Genomic DNA, 16,348 nt, shown 5'->3' on the forward strand with positions numbered 1-16,348 from the left:
TGGCTCCACCGGCCTTCGCCAGCGTCATCGTGATCGCCGCCGTCAGCGTCGTCTTGCCATGGTCAACGTGACCAATCGTGCCGATGTTGCAGTGCGGCTTGGTGCGTTCAAACTTTTCCTTGGCCATGGCCAAAACTCCTGATGGCCCGGGTTGAGGGGCGCTAAGTGCTGTCAAAAACCTGGAGCGGGTAGACGGAATCGAACCGACATATTCAGCTTGGAAGGCTGCTGTACTACCATTGTACTATACCCGCGCAGAGAATGCGGTGTCCCCCACAAGCGGTAGGCACCACACCCGGTTCCGGTCTGGACACCGGCCCTTTGCGATCCCGGACGTGCGTGGTGGGGGAAGCAGGACTCGAACCTGCGAAGCTTACGCAGCGGATTTACAGTCCGCCCCCTTTGCCACTCGGGACATTCCCCCAAGCACGTACGTGATCGTCATCAGGCCTCCGACCCGACCCCGAAGGATCAATGTCGAATAAAGACTTCGGGTTCGGGCATCGCCTGCGTTAGAGGGGGTGCCCAACCCGGAAAGCCCTTGGGCTCCCAAATCGGAGCGCGTCTTATAGTGTCGTCGAACCGCGAACGCAACGACCGGAAATCCGGTCGCAAACCACCCCCCCGGAGCCGTGCCGAAGAGCCCGCAAAGCCCGGCCGCAAGGGGGATCGCGCCGCCGCGCCCGACCCGTGGGATGCCAAGCCTGCCCGCGAGCCGGGCCGTGACAAGGGCCGTGACCGACTGGATCCTGATTCCCTGATCTGGGGCCGCCACCCCGTTCTGGCGGCGCTCGCCAACCCGGCCCGTCAGGGCATGGGCCGACTGATGGCCACGGCCGATCGCGCCGCCGAGCTGGAGCGTGACAAACTGCTGAACGGCCACGCGGTCGAGGTGGTGGACGGTGACCGGTTGGCGCGCCTGCTGCCGCCCGGCGCAGTGCATCAGGGGCTGGTGTTCAAGGTCAAGCCGCTGGAGGGCGTGGATCTGGACGATCTGGCCCATCCGGCGCGCGGCATACTGGTCATGCTGGACCAGCTGACGGACCCGCAGAACGTCGGTGCCATCTTCCGCTCGGCGCTGGCCTTCGGGGCACGCGGCATCATCGTTCAGGACCGGCACAGCCCGGCGCTGGCCGGGCCGCTGGCCAAGACGGCGGCGGGCGCGACCGAGCGCCTGCCCTGCGCCCGGGTGACCAATCTGTCGCGCGCGCTCCGCACCCTGCAGGAGGCCGGCTGGCACATCGTCGGGCTGGAAGGCGAGGGCGATATGACGCTGGACGAGGCGCTCGACGGGCGCCCCACCGTCCTGGTCATGGGCTCGGAAGGCGACGGCCTGCGTCGTCTGGTGGCGGAAAACTGCGACACCCTTGCCCGCATTCCCATGCCGGGTGGCTTCGAAAGCCTCAATGTGTCGAACGCCGCCGCCGTCGCCCTCTATGAGGCGTCAAGGAAGCAGGGCTGAGGATCAGTCCATCCGCGCCCGCAGCGTGCGCAGGGCCGCCTCGAGGGCGGGAACACTGCGCATGGCGGTCATCCAGATCACCGACCCCCGAAGGTGACTGTAGCCATGGGCAATGCGATGTCGCAGATTGATGACATCCGGCCATGGCACATCGGGCAGCTGGGCCTTTGCGGCGTCAGAGAGCAGCCGCGCGCCTTCCCCGATCCGCATCAGACACAGGCAAACCGCGTCATAAACCAGCGCATCGTCCTCGAAGGCCTCGACCGTTATCCTTTGCAGATGCGCCCTCAGGCGCGTGGCCGCGTCCAGCATCTCATCGAGATGAATGCTGTCCGTCTCTTCAAACGGCAACCGCTTCGCCCTCTGCCTTGCTCCTGATCTTGGAGTGCATGACGTCCGTGGAGCAGAATTCGACCGACCGGCCCAGCCGCTCTCCCAGCAGCCGCTCGACCGTCAGGAACTCCAACCCCAGCGGCCGGGAGGTATCGACCAGCAAATCGACGTCGCTGTCCGGCCCCGCTTCATCCCGCGCATAGCTGCCGAACAGGCGCAGGTTCACGATCCCCTGCTCTGCCAGCCACGGCTTCTGGTCCCTCAGTCTGGCAAGCAGTTCGTCGCGGGTCATGGCGCAATCCTACTCCAGCTGAAATAGGGGCACAAACACGGATCGCTCACCGCTTGCCGGACCGCCCCTGACTGCCTTACAGAGCCGAAATGGAATTTCTCGCATCCCCCGAACTCGCCAGCCAACTGACCGCGCTTGGCAAGGTGCTGATGATCGACCTGGTGCTGGCCGGCGACAATGCCGTGGCCGTGGGTCTGGCGGCCGCCGCCCTGCCCGCTGAACAGCGAAAGAAGGCCATCCTTATCGGTCTGGCCGCCGCCGTGATCATGCGCATCGGCTTTGCCCTCATCACCGTCCAGCTGCTGGCCATCGTCGGCCTGCTGATGGCCGGCGGTTTCCTGCTGCTGTGGGTGTGCTGGAAGATGTGGCGCGAACTGCAGGAGCAGCGCACCCACGACCAGGCCGAGTCCGGCGAGGCCATGGAGATGGCGCTGGCCGCCCACCACGGCGGCGGGGCCACGCCCGAGGAAATGGGCATCAAGCGCAAGACCTTCGGCGCGGCCCTGGTCCAGATCATGATCGCCGACATCACCATGTCGCTCGACAATGTGCTGGCCGTCGCAGGCGCCGCCCACGATCACCCGTGGATCATGGTCTTTGGTCTGGTGCTGTCGATCGCCCTGATGGGTGTGGCCGCGACCTTCATCGCCAAGCTGCTGAACAAGCATCGCTGGATCGGCTACGTCGGCCTCGTCATCGTGCTGTATGTCGCCCTCCACATGATCTGGGACGGCTATCGCTCGGTCGTCGTCCGCACCGGCAATCTGGAACAGCACAACGCCTCGGCCCCCGGCTTCCTCGACATCGGCGAAAAGGAAGAGGCCAAGCACCTGCGTGGCGTCCGCACCGAGGACAGTGCGCTGACGACCCCGCCGGTGCCGACCAACCCGGCGGACGCCCCGCCGGTGCAGACGGTGCCAGGCGATCCGTCGTCGGAGACCTAAAGCCGGATCTCGCGCTCGATCCCGACCGCGTCCAGAAAGTCGCGGTCGTGGCTGACGACCACCAGCGCCCCGTCCCACGCGGCCAGCGCGGCCTCGACCGCCTCGATAGCGTCCAGGTCCAGATGGTTGGTCGGCTCGTCGAGCACCAGCAGCTGCGGCGGTCGCGTTCCGGTCATGACGCAGGCCAGCGCCGCCCGCAGACGCTCGCCACCTGACAGGGTGCCGACCCGTTTGTGCGCCTCGACATTGCGGAACAGGAACCGCGCCAGCGCCGCCTGGGCGTCGTTCAGTGTGCCGTCCGGGTTCAGCCTCTGCCAGGCCTCGCTCAGGGTTTCGTCGTCGCGCAGCAAACCGGCGTGTTGGTCCAGCAGGGCCAGCGGCACCGCGCATTCGACCGTGCCCGCTGACGGCATGATCCGCCCTGCGATCAGGTCCAGCAGGGTGGTCTTGCCCGACCCGTTGGGGCCGGTGATCGCCACCCGTTCCGCTCCGGTCAGCCTCAGATCGACGGGACCGACCCGAAGGCCTCGTTCGCCGTCGACCCTGACGCCTTGCAGAGTCAGCACCTGTCGCCCGGCGGCCAGTCCTGTCTCAGGCAGGGGCAGGGTCATCCGCCGCACCCGCTCGACCCGTTCACGCGCCGCAACCAGGGTCTGTTCGGCCTCTGCCGCCTGACGGGCCGCCAGCCGGGCGTCATGGCCGGCGGAATTCTCGGCTGTCTCTGCGCGGAAGTCCCGCAGGATCTTGGGCATATCGCCCTTCATGCCCTTCTTCCGCCCCGCGCGATCCCGCCGGGCCTTGCCTTCGGCCCGGCGCTGGGCATCGGCGGCCGTGCGGGCGACCTCGCTCTCGGCTACGGCCAGATCGTGCTCGGCCGCGACCCGTTCGATCGCCTTGCGCTCGGCATAGAGGTCGTAGTTGCCGCCATAGACCGTGGCCCCCAGCGGCGACAACTCGACGATCCGGTCCATCTGGCGCAACAGGGCGCGGTCGTGACTGACCACCACCGCCCCGCCCGGCCAGCGAGACAGGCGCTCGGCCACAAGTGCGCGGCCGTCGGCATCAAGATGATTGGTGGGTTCATCCAGCAGGATCAGCTCGGCCCCCGCCAGCTCCAGCGCCGCCAGCTCCAGCCGCGTCCGTTCGCCCCCGCTGAGCGTCGCCGCCTCGCGGGCCGGCGCCAATCCGCCCAGCCCCACGGCTGCCAGCGCCGATTCCAGTCGCGCCTCAAGGGTCCAGTCGGCCTCGGCCAGGTCGTCGGCAGTACCGTCCCCCGCCAGAATGCGGGCCAGCCGCGCCTGCGCCGCCTCGACCCCCAGCGCGGCGGCCACGGTCTGGCCCGGCACGGCCCCGGCGTCCTGTCGCAGACGGGCGATGAAGCCATTGCGCACGATATGGCCTTCGGCCGGCGCCCCGTCCCCCGCGATCAGATCAAGCAGGGTCGTCTTGCCGGTGCCATTGCGACCAACGATGCCGGTGCGCTCGCGCCCCAGCGACAGGCTCAGATTTTCGAAGAGGGTTCGGCCGTCAGGCGTCCGGGCGGCGACGCCGCTGAGCGTCACGAATGCGGATGGGGACGGGTTTCGGGCGAGGCTGGAGCGAGACATAGGCGACCACGAGGGCGACGAGGGAAAGGGCGAAACCGATTTCCACAGCGCTGATCATGATCGTCTGGCCTCCGAAACTACTCACGCGAAGACATCAGAATGGGGTCAAAGGCTCCGGGGTGCAAGCCGCATTCGCCGCACGAAGCCGTGAGAAGACCGGCCAGTCCCTCGCAGGTTCCCTAAATGTTCTTGCTGCATCCTGCGATTCAGTGCCCATATAGCGGCGGCACGCCGGACCCGTCCGGCCCTCTCTGCGTTCCCGGACAGGCATGATCGAAAAACACGACTTCATCCGTGTGCGCGGCGCACGCGAGCACAATCTCAAGGGCGTCGATGTCGACATTCCCCGTGGCCAGCTGGTGGTCATGACGGGGCTGTCGGGCTCGGGCAAGTCCTCGCTGGCGTTCGACACCATCTATGCCGAGGGCCAGCGGCGCTATGTCGAGAGCCTGTCGGCCTATGCGCGCCAGTTCCTGGAGCTGATGGGCAAGCCGGACGTCGACCTGATCGAAGGCCTGTCGCCGGCCATCTCGATCGAACAGAAGACGACGTCGAAGAACCCGCGCTCGACCGTCGGCACGGTGACCGAGATCAACGACTATATGCGCCTGCTGTGGGCGCGGGTCGGCGTGCCCTATTCGCCGGCCACGGGCCTGCCGATCGAGAGCCAGACCGTCAGCCAGATGGTCGACAAGCTGACCGCCCTGCCCGAGGGCGAGCGCATCCTGCTGCTGGCGCCCGTGGTGCGCGACCGCAAGGGCGAATACCGCAAGGAAATCGCCGAATGGCAGCGGCTGGGCTATCAGCGGCTGAAGATCGACGGGGAATTCTATCCGATCGAGGACGCGCCGGTCCTCGACAAGAAGTTCAAGCACGACATCGATGTCGTGGTCGACCGGCTGATCACCAAGGAGGGCCTTGAGGGCCGCTACGCCGACAGCCTGCAGACCGCGCTGAAGCTGACCGACGGCATCGCCGTTGCCGAATGGGCCAGTGTGGCCGAGGGCGAGACCGAGCCGCGCCGGATCATCTTTTCCGAGCGGTTCGCCTGTCCGGTGTCGGGGTTCACCATCAGCGAGATCGAGCCGCGGCTGTTCTCGTTCAACAGCCCGACCGGGGCCTGTCCGTCGTGCGACGGCCTGGGCGTCAAGCTGGCGTTCGACGCCGGGCTGGTGGTGCCGGACACCGACAAGACCCTGCACAAGGGGGCCGTCGCCCCGTGGTCGCGCGGTCCCTCGCCCCTCTACACCCAGACGCTGCAGGCGCTGGCCCGCCACTATGGCTTCTCGATGGACAAGTCCTGGCGCGACCTGCCGCAGGAGGCGCGCGACGTCATCCTGGGCGGCACGGGCAAGGAGAAGATCAAATTCGTCTATGACGACAATGCCCGCAAATATGAGGTCTCCAAGCCGTTCGAGGGGGTGCTTCCGAACCTTGAGCGTCGCTGGCGCGAGACCGACAGCGCCTGGGTGCGCGAGGAGCTGGGCCGCTACCAGTCCGAGACGCCCTGCGAGTCCTGCGGCGGCAAGCGGCTGAAGCCCGAGGCCCTGGCCGTCAAGATCAACGGCGAGGACATCGCCGACGTCAACGCCCTGTCGATCTCGAAGGCATACCTCTGGTTCTCGACCCTTGAGGAGACCCTGACCGAGAAGCAGGCCGAGATCGCCCGGCGTATCCTCAAGGAGATCACCGACCGGCTGCGGTTCCTGAACAATGTCGGGCTCGACTATCTGAACCTGTCGCGCAACTCCGGCACCCTTTCGGGCGGCGAGAGCCAGCGCATCCGGCTGGCGTCGCAGATCGGCTCGGGCCTGACCGGCGTGCTCTATGTGCTGGACGAGCCGTCCATCGGCCTGCACCAGCGTGACAACAGCCGCCTGCTGGACAGCCTGCGCGGCCTGCGCGATCTCGGCAATTCCGTGCTGGTCGTCGAGCACGACGAGGAAGCCATCCTGACCGCCGACCATGTCATCGACATGGGCCCCGCTGCGGGCGTCCACGGCGGCGAGATCTGCGCCCAGGGCACGCCGGATGAGGTGATGGCCAACCCCAGGTCCCTGACCGGCAAATATCTGACCGGCGAGCGCGAGATCGAACTGCCGGTCGATGGCCGCCGCCCGGTCGACCGCAAGCGGATGCTCCGCATCTCGGGCGCCACCGGCAACAACCTCAAGAACGTCACCGGCGAGATCCCGGTCGGCCTGTTCACCTGCATCACCGGCGTGTCGGGCGGGGGCAAGTCGACCTTCACGATCGAGACGCTCTACAAGGCCGCCGCGCGCCGTCTTCACAATGCTTCGGACGCCCCGGCCCCCCACGACCGGATCGAGGGGATGGAACATTTCGACAAGGTCATCGACATCGACCAGTCGCCCATCGGCCGCACCCCGCGCTCCAACCCGGCCACCTACACCGGAGCCTTCGGCCCGATCCGCGACTGGTATGCGGGCCTGCCGGAGTCCAAGGCGCGCGGCTATGGCCCCGGGCGGTTCAGCTTCAACGTCAAGGGCGGGCGGTGCGAGGCCTGTCAGGGCGACGGCGTCATCAAGATCGAGATGCACTTCCTGCCCGACGTCTATGTCACCTGCGACGTCTGCAAGGGCAAACGCTACAACCGCGAAACGCTGGAAGTGGTGTTCAAGGGCAAGAGCATATCCGACGTTCTGGATATGACGGTCGAGGAGGCCGCGACCTTCTTCAAGGCCGTGCCGCCGATCCGCGACCGCATGCTGACGCTGGAGCGCGTGGGCCTGGGCTACGTCAAGGTCGGCCAGCCCGCCACCACCCTGTCGGGCGGTGAGGCCCAGCGTGTCAAGCTGTCCAAGGAGCTGTCGAAACGCGCCACCGGCAAGACCCTCTACATCCTCGACGAGCCGACCACCGGCCTGCATTTCGAGGACACCCGCAAGCTGCTGGAGGTGCTGCAGGAACTGGTCGAGGCCGGCAACACCATCGTGGTCATCGAGCACAATCTGGACGTCATCAAGGTGGCTGACTGGCTGCTCGACTTCGGCCCCGAGGGCGGCGACGGCGGCGGCGAGATCGTCGCGGTCGGCACCCCGGAGCAGGTCGCCGACAACGCCGCCAGCTGGACCGGCCGCTACCTCAAGCCTGTCCTGGAGCGCCACGAGGACCGCCGCAAGGCGCGGGTGAAGGCGCTCGCGGCCGAGCCCGCTCCGGCCAAACGAAAAGCCCGGGCGAAAGCCTGACGCCCGGGCTTCATCGTTGATCGGTCAGTCAGGCGATCAGGCCAGCTCGGGCGTGCCCGTGCCCTTCAGATCGCGGTAGGCGGCGGCAAACGGCGCATACATGACCGCCGCCAGCAGCGCCGACGAGATCGCCTGCAGGACGATGGCGACCGCCACCATCGGACCGATGGCCTGCAGGATGCCCATGGCGTTCATGCCTTCCAGCGATTCCCAGTCAACGGCCGCTCCCATACCCATGGTCAGGGGGAAAAAGACGATCGACGTCAGAATGCTGACAACAAGGGTCATGACAAAGGCGATGACCGCCATGCCGATCAGCCCCCACAGATGCCCGCCCGTCACCTTGAACGAGTCAAAGAAAGCGAACCGCTTCTCGGCCACGGTGATCGGAATGGCCAACGACAACCGCACCGCCAGCCAGATCATCGCCGCAATCGCTGCGAGGAACACCACGACAATGATCAGCGGCCCCCCCGGTACGTCGGCGGCTCCAAGGAATCCGGCAATGAACCCTGCTACTCCGAAGATGACCATCGCGGCCAGGCCCATGACGATCGACAGGACCACGGAGACCACGGCCACGCGGACCTCATCCATACCGATCCGAAGGTAACCAAATGCCGATTTGCCGGGCTCCAGAACCGAGCGCGCCACGGCGGCGTTGAGGACAGCCCCCATCAATATGCCCAGCGGGATGAGGATCGGAAACACGGCCAGATAGGCCATCATGAACGGCCGCAGATCCTCGGGCGTCGCGCCGGGTCCCATATTCTCAAGATCCGACGCTGCGGCCATCACGCCCGCGATCGGGCCGGCAGCCAGCAGGAATATCAGTGCGAAGCTGACCAGATAAAAGGCGGCCCACCACAGCAGCACCATCGGCTTGCGCCGCACCACGCGAAAACCTTCAAAGGCCGCGTCTGTTGCAGAAAACGTCATCACCACACCCTCCCCGATTGATGAGGCCCCAGCCTTAGACGGACTCGTCCGGATTGTCAGCCGTGGTTTCCGCGGCGCTGTCCGCCTCGGCCGACAGTTCGCGCACCACATGGGCGAAAGGCGCATTGCCCAGCAGCTGGAAGAACCCCTGCACCCAGGCCAGCGGGATCAGCAGCACAGCCGCCGTCACGCCCCAGACCAGCGGCTGCTCGAACATGTTCATGACCCAGCCCTCGGGGTCATCCATGGCCGGCATGTCCCATCCGCCCAGCATGGCGCCGATGACCAGCAGCAGGATCACGGCCACCACCATGATCACCAGGCTCATGACGATCGTGACGATGAGCAGCATGATCAGCAGGCCGACCAGCTTCCACGACTGACGCCGCCCCAGCTTCCAGCCCTCCTCAAAGGCCAGGCTGTGATGCCAGACGCAGGCGGGCAGGATCAGATAGGCGCGCCCCGAGGCCAGCAGGATCAGCAGAAAGGCCGCGATGCCGAGCACGACGAGGCCCAGCGCGCGCGGCAGCTCCGGCAGTTGCCAGATCAGCGCCCCGATCCCCACACAGATCAGGGCCAGCACGATCAGGGCGAGCACAGCCACGATGGCGATCACAAGGCTGGCGATCAGCACCCGGAACTCGTCCGCACCCACCCGCATGAAGAAAGCGCCGTCCTTGCGTCGTCCGGCAAAGGTCGCCCGCGTGACCGCCACGATCACGACGATGGACACCAACCACTCCAGCAGATTGACCAGCAGCGACCAGCTCTGGAACTGGAAGAAGGTCGCCATGTCGGCGCCCGATTCGAAGTCGGGGTCATCGATGAACATGTCCCCGCCGAACACATGGAACAGCAGTGCGAGACCGCCCACGCTGGGCAACAAACCCACCAGTCCCCAGACGATGGTCGCCAGCGGCCGGCGCCCGGCCTGCCGGAACGGCTCGGCCAAGGCCTCCATGATGTCGAATGTCTTCATCTCACCCTCCCCCGAGGTGGCCCAAAGAATCCGGGCTCCAGTACTCCAGCTGGCCATAGGCCGCCGCCAGCGCCCCCGCCGACACCGGCATCCATAACCCGATAAGCGTCACCATGGCCAATTCGATCAACCCGTGAGACGCGGCCCACCCCAAAAGCGCGAGGGGCGGCACGGCGAGCGTCAGGAACAACAGCATCAGCGCCCAGAAGCTGCCCTGGGCGATTCCCATGGTGTTCAGCGACACGGCATGGCCCCGCCCGACCGTCGCCTGCACGAACAGCGACAACCGCACGATCAGCAACAGCGGCACGACCAGCACGATCACACCGACCAGCCCCAGCACCCCCAGCTGCCAGACCGGCCCGACATTGGCCCAGTCGCGCGCCTGTATGGCCTCAAGGTTCAGACCCGACATCCCGGCAATGGCCAGGCTGACCAGTGCCAGCACCACGGCGATCATGGCCAGAAAGATCAGGTTCAGAACCGCCGCCAGCACCACCCGGAGCAGCACAGGCCCCGTGGCCACGCCACCCGGCGGCGGGTCCCGGTCCAGCGCCACGGCAGTCAGGCCGGTCCAGACCGCCAGGGTCAGGACCACGGCCATGACGGTGAACAGATGCTGCGCGGCCCCAGACCCCGCCGTCCAGCCGCCCAGCGGGATCATCAGCATCAGCAGCAACAGCCCGGCCCAGCCCCCGGCCCACAGACGTGGCAGGCCCTGCAGCGCGCTGGCCAGCGCCCGTGTCGGTCGCAACCGGCGCACGTGACCTCTCGATGCCGTGTTCGCAGACATTCCGCCTCCCCCGTCACCCGCATCCTACCCTCTTGCCCCCTCGTGCGACCAGACGGTTGCTGACGAAGTCGTCCGGCGTGTCTAGAAAGCCGCGATGACCTCTTCCCCCTCCCCCATCCATGTGATCGGCGGCGGCCTGGCCGGCTCCGAAGCCGCCTGGCAGATCGCGCGCGCCGGCGTGCCCGTCATCCTGCACGAGATGCGCGGCGTGCCGGGCATCAAGACCGACGCCCACCAGACCGACGGCCTGGCCGAGCTGGTCTGTTCCAACTCCTTTCGGTCCGACGACTGGGAATACAATGCCGTCGGCCTGCTGCACGCCGAGATGCGGGCGCTGGATTCGATCATCCTGTCGTGCGGCGACGCCCATCAGGTCCCGGCCGGGGGCGCATTGGCCGTCGACCGCGAGGGCTTTTCCGAGGCCGTGACCGCCCGGCTGATGGCCCACGCACTGATCACCGTCGTGCGCGAAGAAATCGCCGGCATTCCGCCCGAGGACTGGGACAGTGTGATCGTCGCCACCGGCCCGCTGACCTCGGCCGCCTTGGCCGACGCGATCCTGACGACGACGGGCGAGGAATCGCTCAGCTTCTTCGACGCCATTGCGCCGATCATCCACGCCGACTCGATCAATTTCGACATCGCCTGGCGTCAGTCGCGCTACGACAAGGAAGGCCCGGGCGGGGACGCTGCCGCCTATGTCAACTGCCCGATGGACAAGGCCCAGTATGACGCCTTCATCGACGCCCTGCTGGCCGGCCCCAAGACCGAGTTCAAAGAGTGGGAGAACGTCCCCTATTTCGATGGCTGCCTGCCCATCGAGGTGATGGCCGAGCGGGGCCGCGAGACCCTGCGCCACGGCCCGATGAAGCCCGTCGGCCTGACCAATCCGCGCGACCCGATGGTCAAGGCGCACGCCATCGTCCAGCTGCGTCAGGACAATGCGCTCGGTACCCTGTTCAACATGGTCGGCTTCCAGACCAAGCTGAAATACGGCGCCCAGACCGACATCTTCCGCATGATCCCGGGGCTGGAAAGCGCCCAGTTCGCGCGCCTCGGCGGCCTGCACCGCAACACCTTCCTCAACAGCCCCAAACTGCTGGACCGCCAGCTGCGGCTGAAGGCCCTGCCGCGCCTGCGCTTTGCCGGTCAGGTGACCGGGGTCGAGGGCTATGTCGAAAGCGCCGCGCTGGGCCTGCTGACCGGGCGTCTCGCCGCTGCCGAACGGCTGGGTCGGGACCTCACCCCACCCCCGCCCGAGACCGCCATCGGCGCCCTGGTCGAACACATCACCGGCGGGCACATGGAAGGCTCGAAATTCCAGCCGATGAACATCAACTACGGCCTGCTGCCCCCGCTCGAGGCCCCACGCGTCGACGACGACGGCAAGAAGATCCCGCCCAAGGACCGCGGCCGCGCCAAGAAGCGCCTGATGAGCCTCCGCGCCATCGAATCGCTCAAGGCCTGGCGAGACGCGGTCGAATGAGGGGCTCCGGGCCAGCCAAGGTATCCGCGACATGGCCAAGGCGTATGGCGCAGCTACACCCGGCGTGGTTGCTGCTGGTGACGCTGCTTGCGTTTGCGGGCCAAATGGCAAGCGTGAGCGCGACGCCGCAGATTATCATCCTGGCCAGCGTTTGCGTGCTCGGTGCGATGTCGTTCTTGCTGGGCTGGACCTACGCGATATACCGGGTGGCGCGTGACGTTTCGGCGAAGAACAACATCGAACAAGGGCCGAACCGCTCATGGGTCTTCCGTCTGGCCGCAGTCGCCATTCTTGTCCTGCCAATAGGCCTGTTGGATCTCCCGCCGGTGCTGGCTGGCCTTCGCGACCTTGTCGGGGGCGTCGTCGTTCTGCCGTTCTTCGCCTCGTACTGGCTGGCGGCGGGCGCCCTCGTGACAGCCGAAGGCCACCCTGTGCGATATCCAACGAACAAGGCCGTCGGGACCTTCCTGTTGGTCTTCTACAGCTTCATCGGCGCGTGGTATCTGCGCCCTCGCATTCGGGCTGTTCTCGAGGCGCCTCCAGCAGAGGAACCGGTGCGCCTTGATTGACCTCGCCAAGCGCGCCATCCGCAAGCGCATCAGCGATGTCTTCAATGATGCCGAGAAGGGCGAGCGGCCGGTGCTGCGGCGGGCCGATGCGCTGTTTGCACCCAACTCGGTCGCCTGGCAGGTCAATGGCGATGTGGTGACCATGATGATCGGCGGGGTGTCGGGCCTGCTGCTGCAGATGCTGCACCCGGCGGTGCTGGCCGGGGTCTGGGACCATTCCGACTTTCGCGCCGACATGCACGGCCGCCTGCGCCGCACGGCCAAATTCATCGCCGTGACCACCTATGACAGCGCCGGGGCCGGACAGTCGGCCATCGACAAGGTCAACCGCATCCACAAGAAGTTGGGGGGTACCCTGCCCGACGGCACGACCTATCGCGTGTCGGACCCCGCGCTGCTGGCCTGGGTCCATGTGACCGAGACGATCAGCTTCCTCGACGCCTGGATCCGCTATGCCCGACCCGAGATGCCGAGGGCCGAGCAGGACGCCTATTTCGACGAGATGGCGCGCATCGGTCAGGCGCTGGGTGCCGATCCCCTGCCCCGCACCCGGGCCGGGGCCGAGGCCCTGATCCAGTCGTATCGCCCGCAGCTGCGCGCCGATGCCCGCACGCGCGAGGTCGCCCATATGGTCATGCGCCAGCGGATCGGCTCACCCGCCGTCGACAGCGCCGCCGGCCTGATCATGCAGGCCGGGTTCGACCTGCTACCCGGCTGGGCCCAGACCATGCACGGCCACCGTCCGCCCCTGCCCCGCCCGCTGGTCCGCACCGGCGCCCTGACCACCGCCCGCTTCATCCGCTGGGCCTTTGACCAGTCGCCGAACCGCCGGGTCTGGCCCGGCGATGTGACCACCTGGCCACGCGGCTGACGGTGGTCAGTCCGCTGTCACCACATCAACCCACTGGGCCGTGTCGGTGTATTGCTGGAAGGCAACGATCACGCCGTCCCTGACGGTGAACACATGCACGAACTGCGCGTCCAGAACCTCACCGGTGGCAATGTGGGTCCCGGTATAGCGCCCCTCGACGATGACCCGGTCGCCGCTGGGCCAATAGCTGACCGGCGTGGCGGCAAACCCGCTGAAGGCGGCCCCGATCCGGCCGAACACGCCCTCGAATACGGCCTGAGGGCCCTCGTAAGGGTTGAGGTCGGCATACGGGCCACCCTCGGCTTCAATCCACATCAGGTCGGGCGAGAGAACGGCGGCGATACCGGGACCGTCCCCCTGGGCAAAGGCGGCATAGAGGGCTTCAACGACCGCCTGATTGGCGGGGTCCTGCGCCGCGACCGGTGCCGGTGCCCGATCCACGGAGGTCGCTGCTGCCGGCGCGGCCAGCACTATCGCTGCCGCGACGGAGACCACAGTTCCAAAACGATAATTCATCTCACCCTCCCTAGGTTGAAGATCATCGTTAGGCGATCCGGGGGTAGGCATCAATGCCGGCGGCCGACTAGACCCGCCCCCTGAGGCTGGCCCAGACCAGCCTCAGCCGCTTGACCGGCTCGGGCGCGGCGGGGTCCAGAAGCGCGGCATGGGCCACGGCGGGAAAGGCGGCGGTCGGCAAAGGCTTCAGGGCCGCATTTGCCTCGCTCCGCAAGGTCCGCGCCTCGTCGATCCGCCCGGTCTGGGCCAGACCCCGCATGCGCCCCGCTCCGGTTACCGCTGCCTCATGCCCCGGTCCGGCCAGCACCCGCACCGCCGCCTGCATCGGCCCGACGTAGAAGGCGTCCAGATCGTGCGGCTCGCCATGCACCCGGCCAATGTGCGCCTCGATCAGGGCGTCCAGCGAGGCGCGGACCAGCCCGTGCCGGTGCACAATTCCGGTCAGGGCCTCCAGCACCGGATGGCCGATGCGGGGTGCGTTCGAAAACACCCCCTCCATCTGGTCGGCCCACCAGCGATAGCGCATCTCGGCCAGCAGCGGCTGGGTCACCCGCGTCGGGATGACCATGAGCTCGGCCTCGAATGCATAGAGGGTGATCAGGTCGGCACGCCGCCCTTCGTCCGCCACGAACCGGCTGGACAGCCAGCGATCCGGATCGGCGGCCCGGACCTGGGCGTCCAGATCGACAGGCGGTGCACTCAAGGGATCAGCCGAACAGCGTCTGGTACATGGCCATGGAGGTCAGCATCGGGAAGCTGAGCAACAGATTGGTGCGGCTGCCCAGCATGGCGATGCGGGCGGCGCGGGCCTTCTTGTCGTCATCGACAGCGACAATACCCAGCGCGCGCTTCTGGTTCGGCCAGATGATGCCCCAGACGTTCAGGAACATGATGATCGCCAGCCAGACGCCCATGCCCATCAGCATGAAGCCCTGATCGCCCTCGACCAGACCGCCGGCCATGCCAAAGCTCAGCACTTCGGCGGCATAGGCATGGCCCCGGGCGAACATGACCGCCAGGCCAGCCAGCACCGTCACCAGCGCCGACCAGCGGAACCAGAACAGGGCCTCGGGTGCGATATGCTTGCCGACCGCCGGCTTCAGCTCGGCCGGGATCGACGGCATGACCCGGATCTGGACGAAGTTGAAATAGTACAGCAGGCCGATCCACAAGATCCCCGCCGCCACGTGCACCCAGCGGAACACGGCTTGCCAGAAGATCCCGTCAAAACCGCCGGCGGCGACCTGCCCGAAGGCAAAGATCATCAGCCCCGCCAGCACCAGGCTGAGGATGACGGTCGCGCGAAAGCTGCTCAGTAATTTGCCCATGGTTCGGCCCTCCCCGGCCTGATGACGAACGACCTACGGCCGGCTGGCGCCGCCCAGCTTGATCGGCTTGGCTTCCTCGGCGAACTCGCCGCGCTTGACGCCCCACAGCAGGATGATCGGCGCGGCGACATAGACCGACGAATAGGTGCCGATGATAATGCCGAACATCAGGGCGATCGAGAAGCCGAACAGCACCTCACCGCCCAGGAAGGCCAGCACGGCCAGCACCATGACGGCGGTGATGCCGGTCACGACCGCGCGGCTCAGCGTCTCGTTGATCGACAGATCGATCACCTCGCCCAGCGGCATGGTCTTGTACTTGCGCAGGTTCTCGCGAAGGCGGTCGAACACGACGACGGTATCGTTCATCGAATAGCCGATCACGGTCAGGATCGCGGCTACCATGTTCAGGCTGAACTCCAGCTGCATGATGACGATCAGGCCGAAGGTCAGGATCACATCGTGGACCAGGCCCGCGATGGCACCAAAGCCGAACTGGGGCTCGAACCGGAACCAGATGTAAAGGAACATCAGCACAGTCGCCATGCCCAGCGCCATCAGGCCAGAGCGGAACAGCTCGCCCGAGACCTTGGAGCCGACCACCGACACGCCGGAATAGGTGACCTCGCCGACCGTCTGCGTGATGGTCGCCTCGACCTGACGGACGATCTCGGTCTGGTCCGCCCCCTCCGGCAGCTGGAAGCGCAGCAGGACCGTCGAACCGTCAATGGCATTGGTGTCCAGTCGGGCGATGCCCTGCACGCCCACGTCCTCGAGGCCGAGCGCGCTGACCGCGGCGCTGATTTCCTGCTGGTCGATCGTCTGGCCTGCGGGCTTGGCGATTTCCATCGACGCGCCGCCGCTGAAGTCGATGCCCATGTTCAGGCCCGGCGTGAAACAGCCGATGATCGAGGCGATACACAGGGTCGCCGACAGCACCCCGAACATGCGGGAAAACTTGACGAACTTGAAGTTCGTCTTGGTCGGCAGCAGCTTGATAAGGGGCCATCCACGCATCGG

The 16,348-nt window shown here is 66.7% G+C and carries 17 protein-coding genes and 2 tRNA genes; 6 read left to right on the forward strand and 13 right to left on the reverse strand.

Features of this window, described 5'->3' with window-relative positions; genetic code table 11:
* The 3 genes from EG854_RS02200 to EG854_RS02210 all read right to left on the reverse strand — a co-directional run.
* Positions 1-127, reverse strand: a 127-nt coding sequence (locus EG854_RS02200; protein ID WP_231492570.1) for a GTP-binding protein, incomplete at its 3' end; no start/stop codon positions are given.
* A gap of 53 nt (positions 128-180) precedes the next feature.
* A tRNA-Gly gene (locus tag EG854_RS02205) sits at positions 181-254 on the reverse strand.
* Positions 255-340: 86 nt separating this feature from the next.
* A tRNA-Tyr gene (locus tag EG854_RS02210) sits at positions 341-424 on the reverse strand.
* 147 nt (positions 425-571) lie between these two features.
* Here EG854_RS02210 and rlmB point away from each other — a divergent pair.
* Positions 572-1,462, forward strand: a complete 891-nt coding sequence (gene rlmB / locus EG854_RS02215; protein WP_123286111.1) for a 23S rRNA (guanosine(2251)-2'-O)-methyltransferase RlmB — start codon at positions 572-574, stop codon at positions 1,460-1,462.
* Between the two features lie 3 nt (positions 1,463-1,465).
* Here the strand turns inward: rlmB and EG854_RS02220 are convergent, their stop codons facing one another.
* Together EG854_RS02220 and EG854_RS02225 are read right to left on the reverse strand one after the other, a co-directional pair.
* Complete coding sequence (locus tag EG854_RS02220) at positions 1,466-1,813, reverse strand: HepT-like ribonuclease domain-containing protein (RefSeq protein WP_123286112.1); 348 nt, start codon at positions 1,811-1,813, stop codon at positions 1,466-1,468.
* A complete protein-coding gene (locus EG854_RS02225) occupies positions 1,803-2,087 on the reverse strand; it encodes a nucleotidyltransferase family protein (protein WP_123286113.1) in 285 nt (94 codons plus the stop codon). The genes EG854_RS02220 and EG854_RS02225 overlap by 11 nt, the downstream gene beginning before the upstream one ends.
* A gap of 89 nt (positions 2,088-2,176) precedes the next feature.
* Here EG854_RS02225 and EG854_RS02230 point away from each other — a divergent pair, with 89 nt between their 5' ends.
* A complete protein-coding gene (locus EG854_RS02230; protein WP_123286114.1) occupies positions 2,177-3,031 on the forward strand; it encodes a TerC family protein in 855 nt (284 codons plus the stop codon).
* On the opposite strand, the gene EG854_RS02235 is transcribed toward EG854_RS02230, so the two are convergent.
* Positions 3,028-4,638 carry an ABC-F family ATP-binding cassette domain-containing protein gene (locus tag EG854_RS02235; RefSeq protein WP_123286115.1) on the reverse strand — a complete coding sequence of 537 codons (1,611 nt, stop codon included), beginning with the start codon at positions 4,636-4,638 and terminating at the stop codon, positions 3,028-3,030. The genes EG854_RS02230 and EG854_RS02235 overlap by 4 nt on opposite strands.
* Before the next feature lie 269 nt (positions 4,639-4,907).
* Here EG854_RS02235 and uvrA point away from each other — a divergent pair, with 269 nt between their 5' ends.
* A complete protein-coding gene (gene uvrA / locus EG854_RS02240; protein ID WP_123286116.1) occupies positions 4,908-7,847 on the forward strand; it encodes an excinuclease ABC subunit UvrA in 2,940 nt (979 codons plus the stop codon).
* Between the two features lie 36 nt (positions 7,848-7,883).
* Here the strand turns inward: uvrA and EG854_RS02245 are convergent, their stop codons facing one another.
* From EG854_RS02245 to EG854_RS02255, 3 genes are read right to left on the reverse strand one after another with little or no spacing between them, the layout of a single operon-like run.
* Complete coding sequence (locus tag EG854_RS02245; RefSeq protein WP_164461776.1) at positions 7,884-8,786, reverse strand: DUF7847 domain-containing protein; 903 nt, start codon at positions 8,784-8,786, stop codon at positions 7,884-7,886.
* A gap of 34 nt (positions 8,787-8,820) precedes the next feature.
* Positions 8,821-9,765: a hypothetical protein gene (locus EG854_RS02250; RefSeq protein ID WP_123286118.1), complete on the reverse strand. Its 945-nt coding sequence runs from the start codon at positions 9,763-9,765 to the stop codon at positions 8,821-8,823.
* Between the two features lies 1 nt (position 9,766).
* Positions 9,767-10,528 carry a hypothetical protein gene (locus EG854_RS02255; RefSeq protein ID WP_123286119.1) on the reverse strand — a complete coding sequence of 254 codons (762 nt, stop codon included), beginning with the start codon at positions 10,526-10,528 and terminating at the stop codon, positions 9,767-9,769.
* 124 nt (positions 10,529-10,652) lie between these two features.
* On the opposite strand from EG854_RS02255, the gene trmFO reads away from it, so the two are divergent.
* Genes trmFO through EG854_RS02270 form a run of 3 tightly spaced genes read left to right on the forward strand, consistent with a single transcriptional unit; the run spans position 10,653 to position 13,484 of the window.
* Positions 10,653-12,044, forward strand: coding sequence for a methylenetetrahydrofolate--tRNA-(uracil(54)-C(5))-methyltransferase (FADH(2)-oxidizing) TrmFO (trmFO, locus tag EG854_RS02260; protein ID WP_123286120.1), 1,392 nt, complete (start codon positions 10,653-10,655; stop codon positions 12,042-12,044).
* Positions 12,045-12,088: 44 nt separating this feature from the next.
* On the forward strand, positions 12,089-12,613 hold the full coding sequence (locus EG854_RS02265; protein ID WP_123286121.1) for a hypothetical protein: 525 nt from the start codon (positions 12,089-12,091) through the stop codon (positions 12,611-12,613).
* Entirely contained in the window at positions 12,606-13,484 is an 879-nt protein-coding gene (locus tag EG854_RS02270) for an oxygenase MpaB family protein (protein ID WP_123286122.1), read from the forward strand. Before EG854_RS02265 ends, EG854_RS02270 begins: the two co-directional genes overlap by 8 nt.
* Before the next feature lie 6 nt (positions 13,485-13,490).
* Here EG854_RS02270 and EG854_RS02275 read toward each other — a convergent pair whose 3' ends face one another.
* The 4 genes from EG854_RS02275 to secF form a co-directional block, all read right to left on the reverse strand.
* On the reverse strand, positions 13,491-14,000 hold the full coding sequence (locus EG854_RS02275; RefSeq protein WP_164461778.1) for a nuclear transport factor 2 family protein: 510 nt from the start codon (positions 13,998-14,000) through the stop codon (positions 13,491-13,493).
* 67 nt (positions 14,001-14,067) lie between these two features.
* Complete coding sequence (locus EG854_RS02280) at positions 14,068-14,703, reverse strand: squalene/phytoene synthase family protein (protein WP_123286124.1); 636 nt, start codon at positions 14,701-14,703, stop codon at positions 14,068-14,070.
* Positions 14,704-14,707: 4 nt separating this feature from the next.
* Positions 14,708-15,328: a hypothetical protein gene (locus tag EG854_RS02285; protein ID WP_123286125.1), complete on the reverse strand. Its 621-nt coding sequence runs from the start codon at positions 15,326-15,328 to the stop codon at positions 14,708-14,710.
* Positions 15,329-15,361: 33 nt separating this feature from the next.
* Entirely contained in the window at positions 15,362-16,345 is a 984-nt protein-coding gene (gene secF / locus EG854_RS02290; protein ID WP_123286126.1) for a protein translocase subunit SecF, read from the reverse strand.
* Between the last annotated feature and the right edge of the window lie 3 nt (positions 16,346-16,348).

Source organism: Brevundimonas halotolerans (assembly GCF_003730275.1).
In the GTDB taxonomy this organism is placed as follows: domain Bacteria; phylum Pseudomonadota; class Alphaproteobacteria; order Caulobacterales; family Caulobacteraceae; genus Brevundimonas; species Brevundimonas halotolerans.

Excerpts from the sequence above, each read along its gene's own strand:
- EG854_RS02225 (WP_123286113.1), bottom strand. The coding sequence starts at position 2,087 with ATGACCCGCGACGAACTGCTTGCCAGACTGAGGGACCAGAAGCCGTGG.
- trmFO (WP_123286120.1), top strand. The coding sequence starts at position 10,653 with ATGACCTCTTCCCCCTCCCCCATCCATGTGATCGGCGGCGGCCTGGCC.
- EG854_RS02245 (WP_164461776.1), bottom strand. The coding sequence starts at position 8,786 with ATGACGTTTTCTGCAACAGACGCGGCCTTTGAAGGTTTTCGCGTGGTG.
- EG854_RS02235 (WP_123286115.1), bottom strand. The coding sequence starts at position 4,638 with ATGTCTCGCTCCAGCCTCGCCCGAAACCCGTCCCCATCCGCATTCGTG.
- EG854_RS02265 (WP_123286121.1), top strand. The coding sequence starts at position 12,089 with ATGGCGCAGCTACACCCGGCGTGGTTGCTGCTGGTGACGCTGCTTGCG.
- EG854_RS02230 (WP_123286114.1), top strand. The coding sequence starts at position 2,177 with ATGGAATTTCTCGCATCCCCCGAACTCGCCAGCCAACTGACCGCGCTT.
- EG854_RS02285 (WP_123286125.1), bottom strand. The coding sequence starts at position 15,328 with ATGGGCAAATTACTGAGCAGCTTTCGCGCGACCGTCATCCTCAGCCTG.
- secF (WP_123286126.1), bottom strand. The coding sequence starts at position 16,345 with ATGCGTGGATGGCCCCTTATCAAGCTGCTGCCGACCAAGACGAACTTC.
- uvrA (WP_123286116.1), top strand. The coding sequence starts at position 4,908 with ATGATCGAAAAACACGACTTCATCCGTGTGCGCGGCGCACGCGAGCAC.
- EG854_RS02250 (WP_123286118.1), bottom strand. The coding sequence starts at position 9,765 with ATGAAGACATTCGACATCATGGAGGCCTTGGCCGAGCCGTTCCGGCAG.
- EG854_RS02275 (WP_164461778.1), bottom strand. The coding sequence starts at position 14,000 with ATGAATTATCGTTTTGGAACTGTGGTCTCCGTCGCGGCAGCGATAGTG.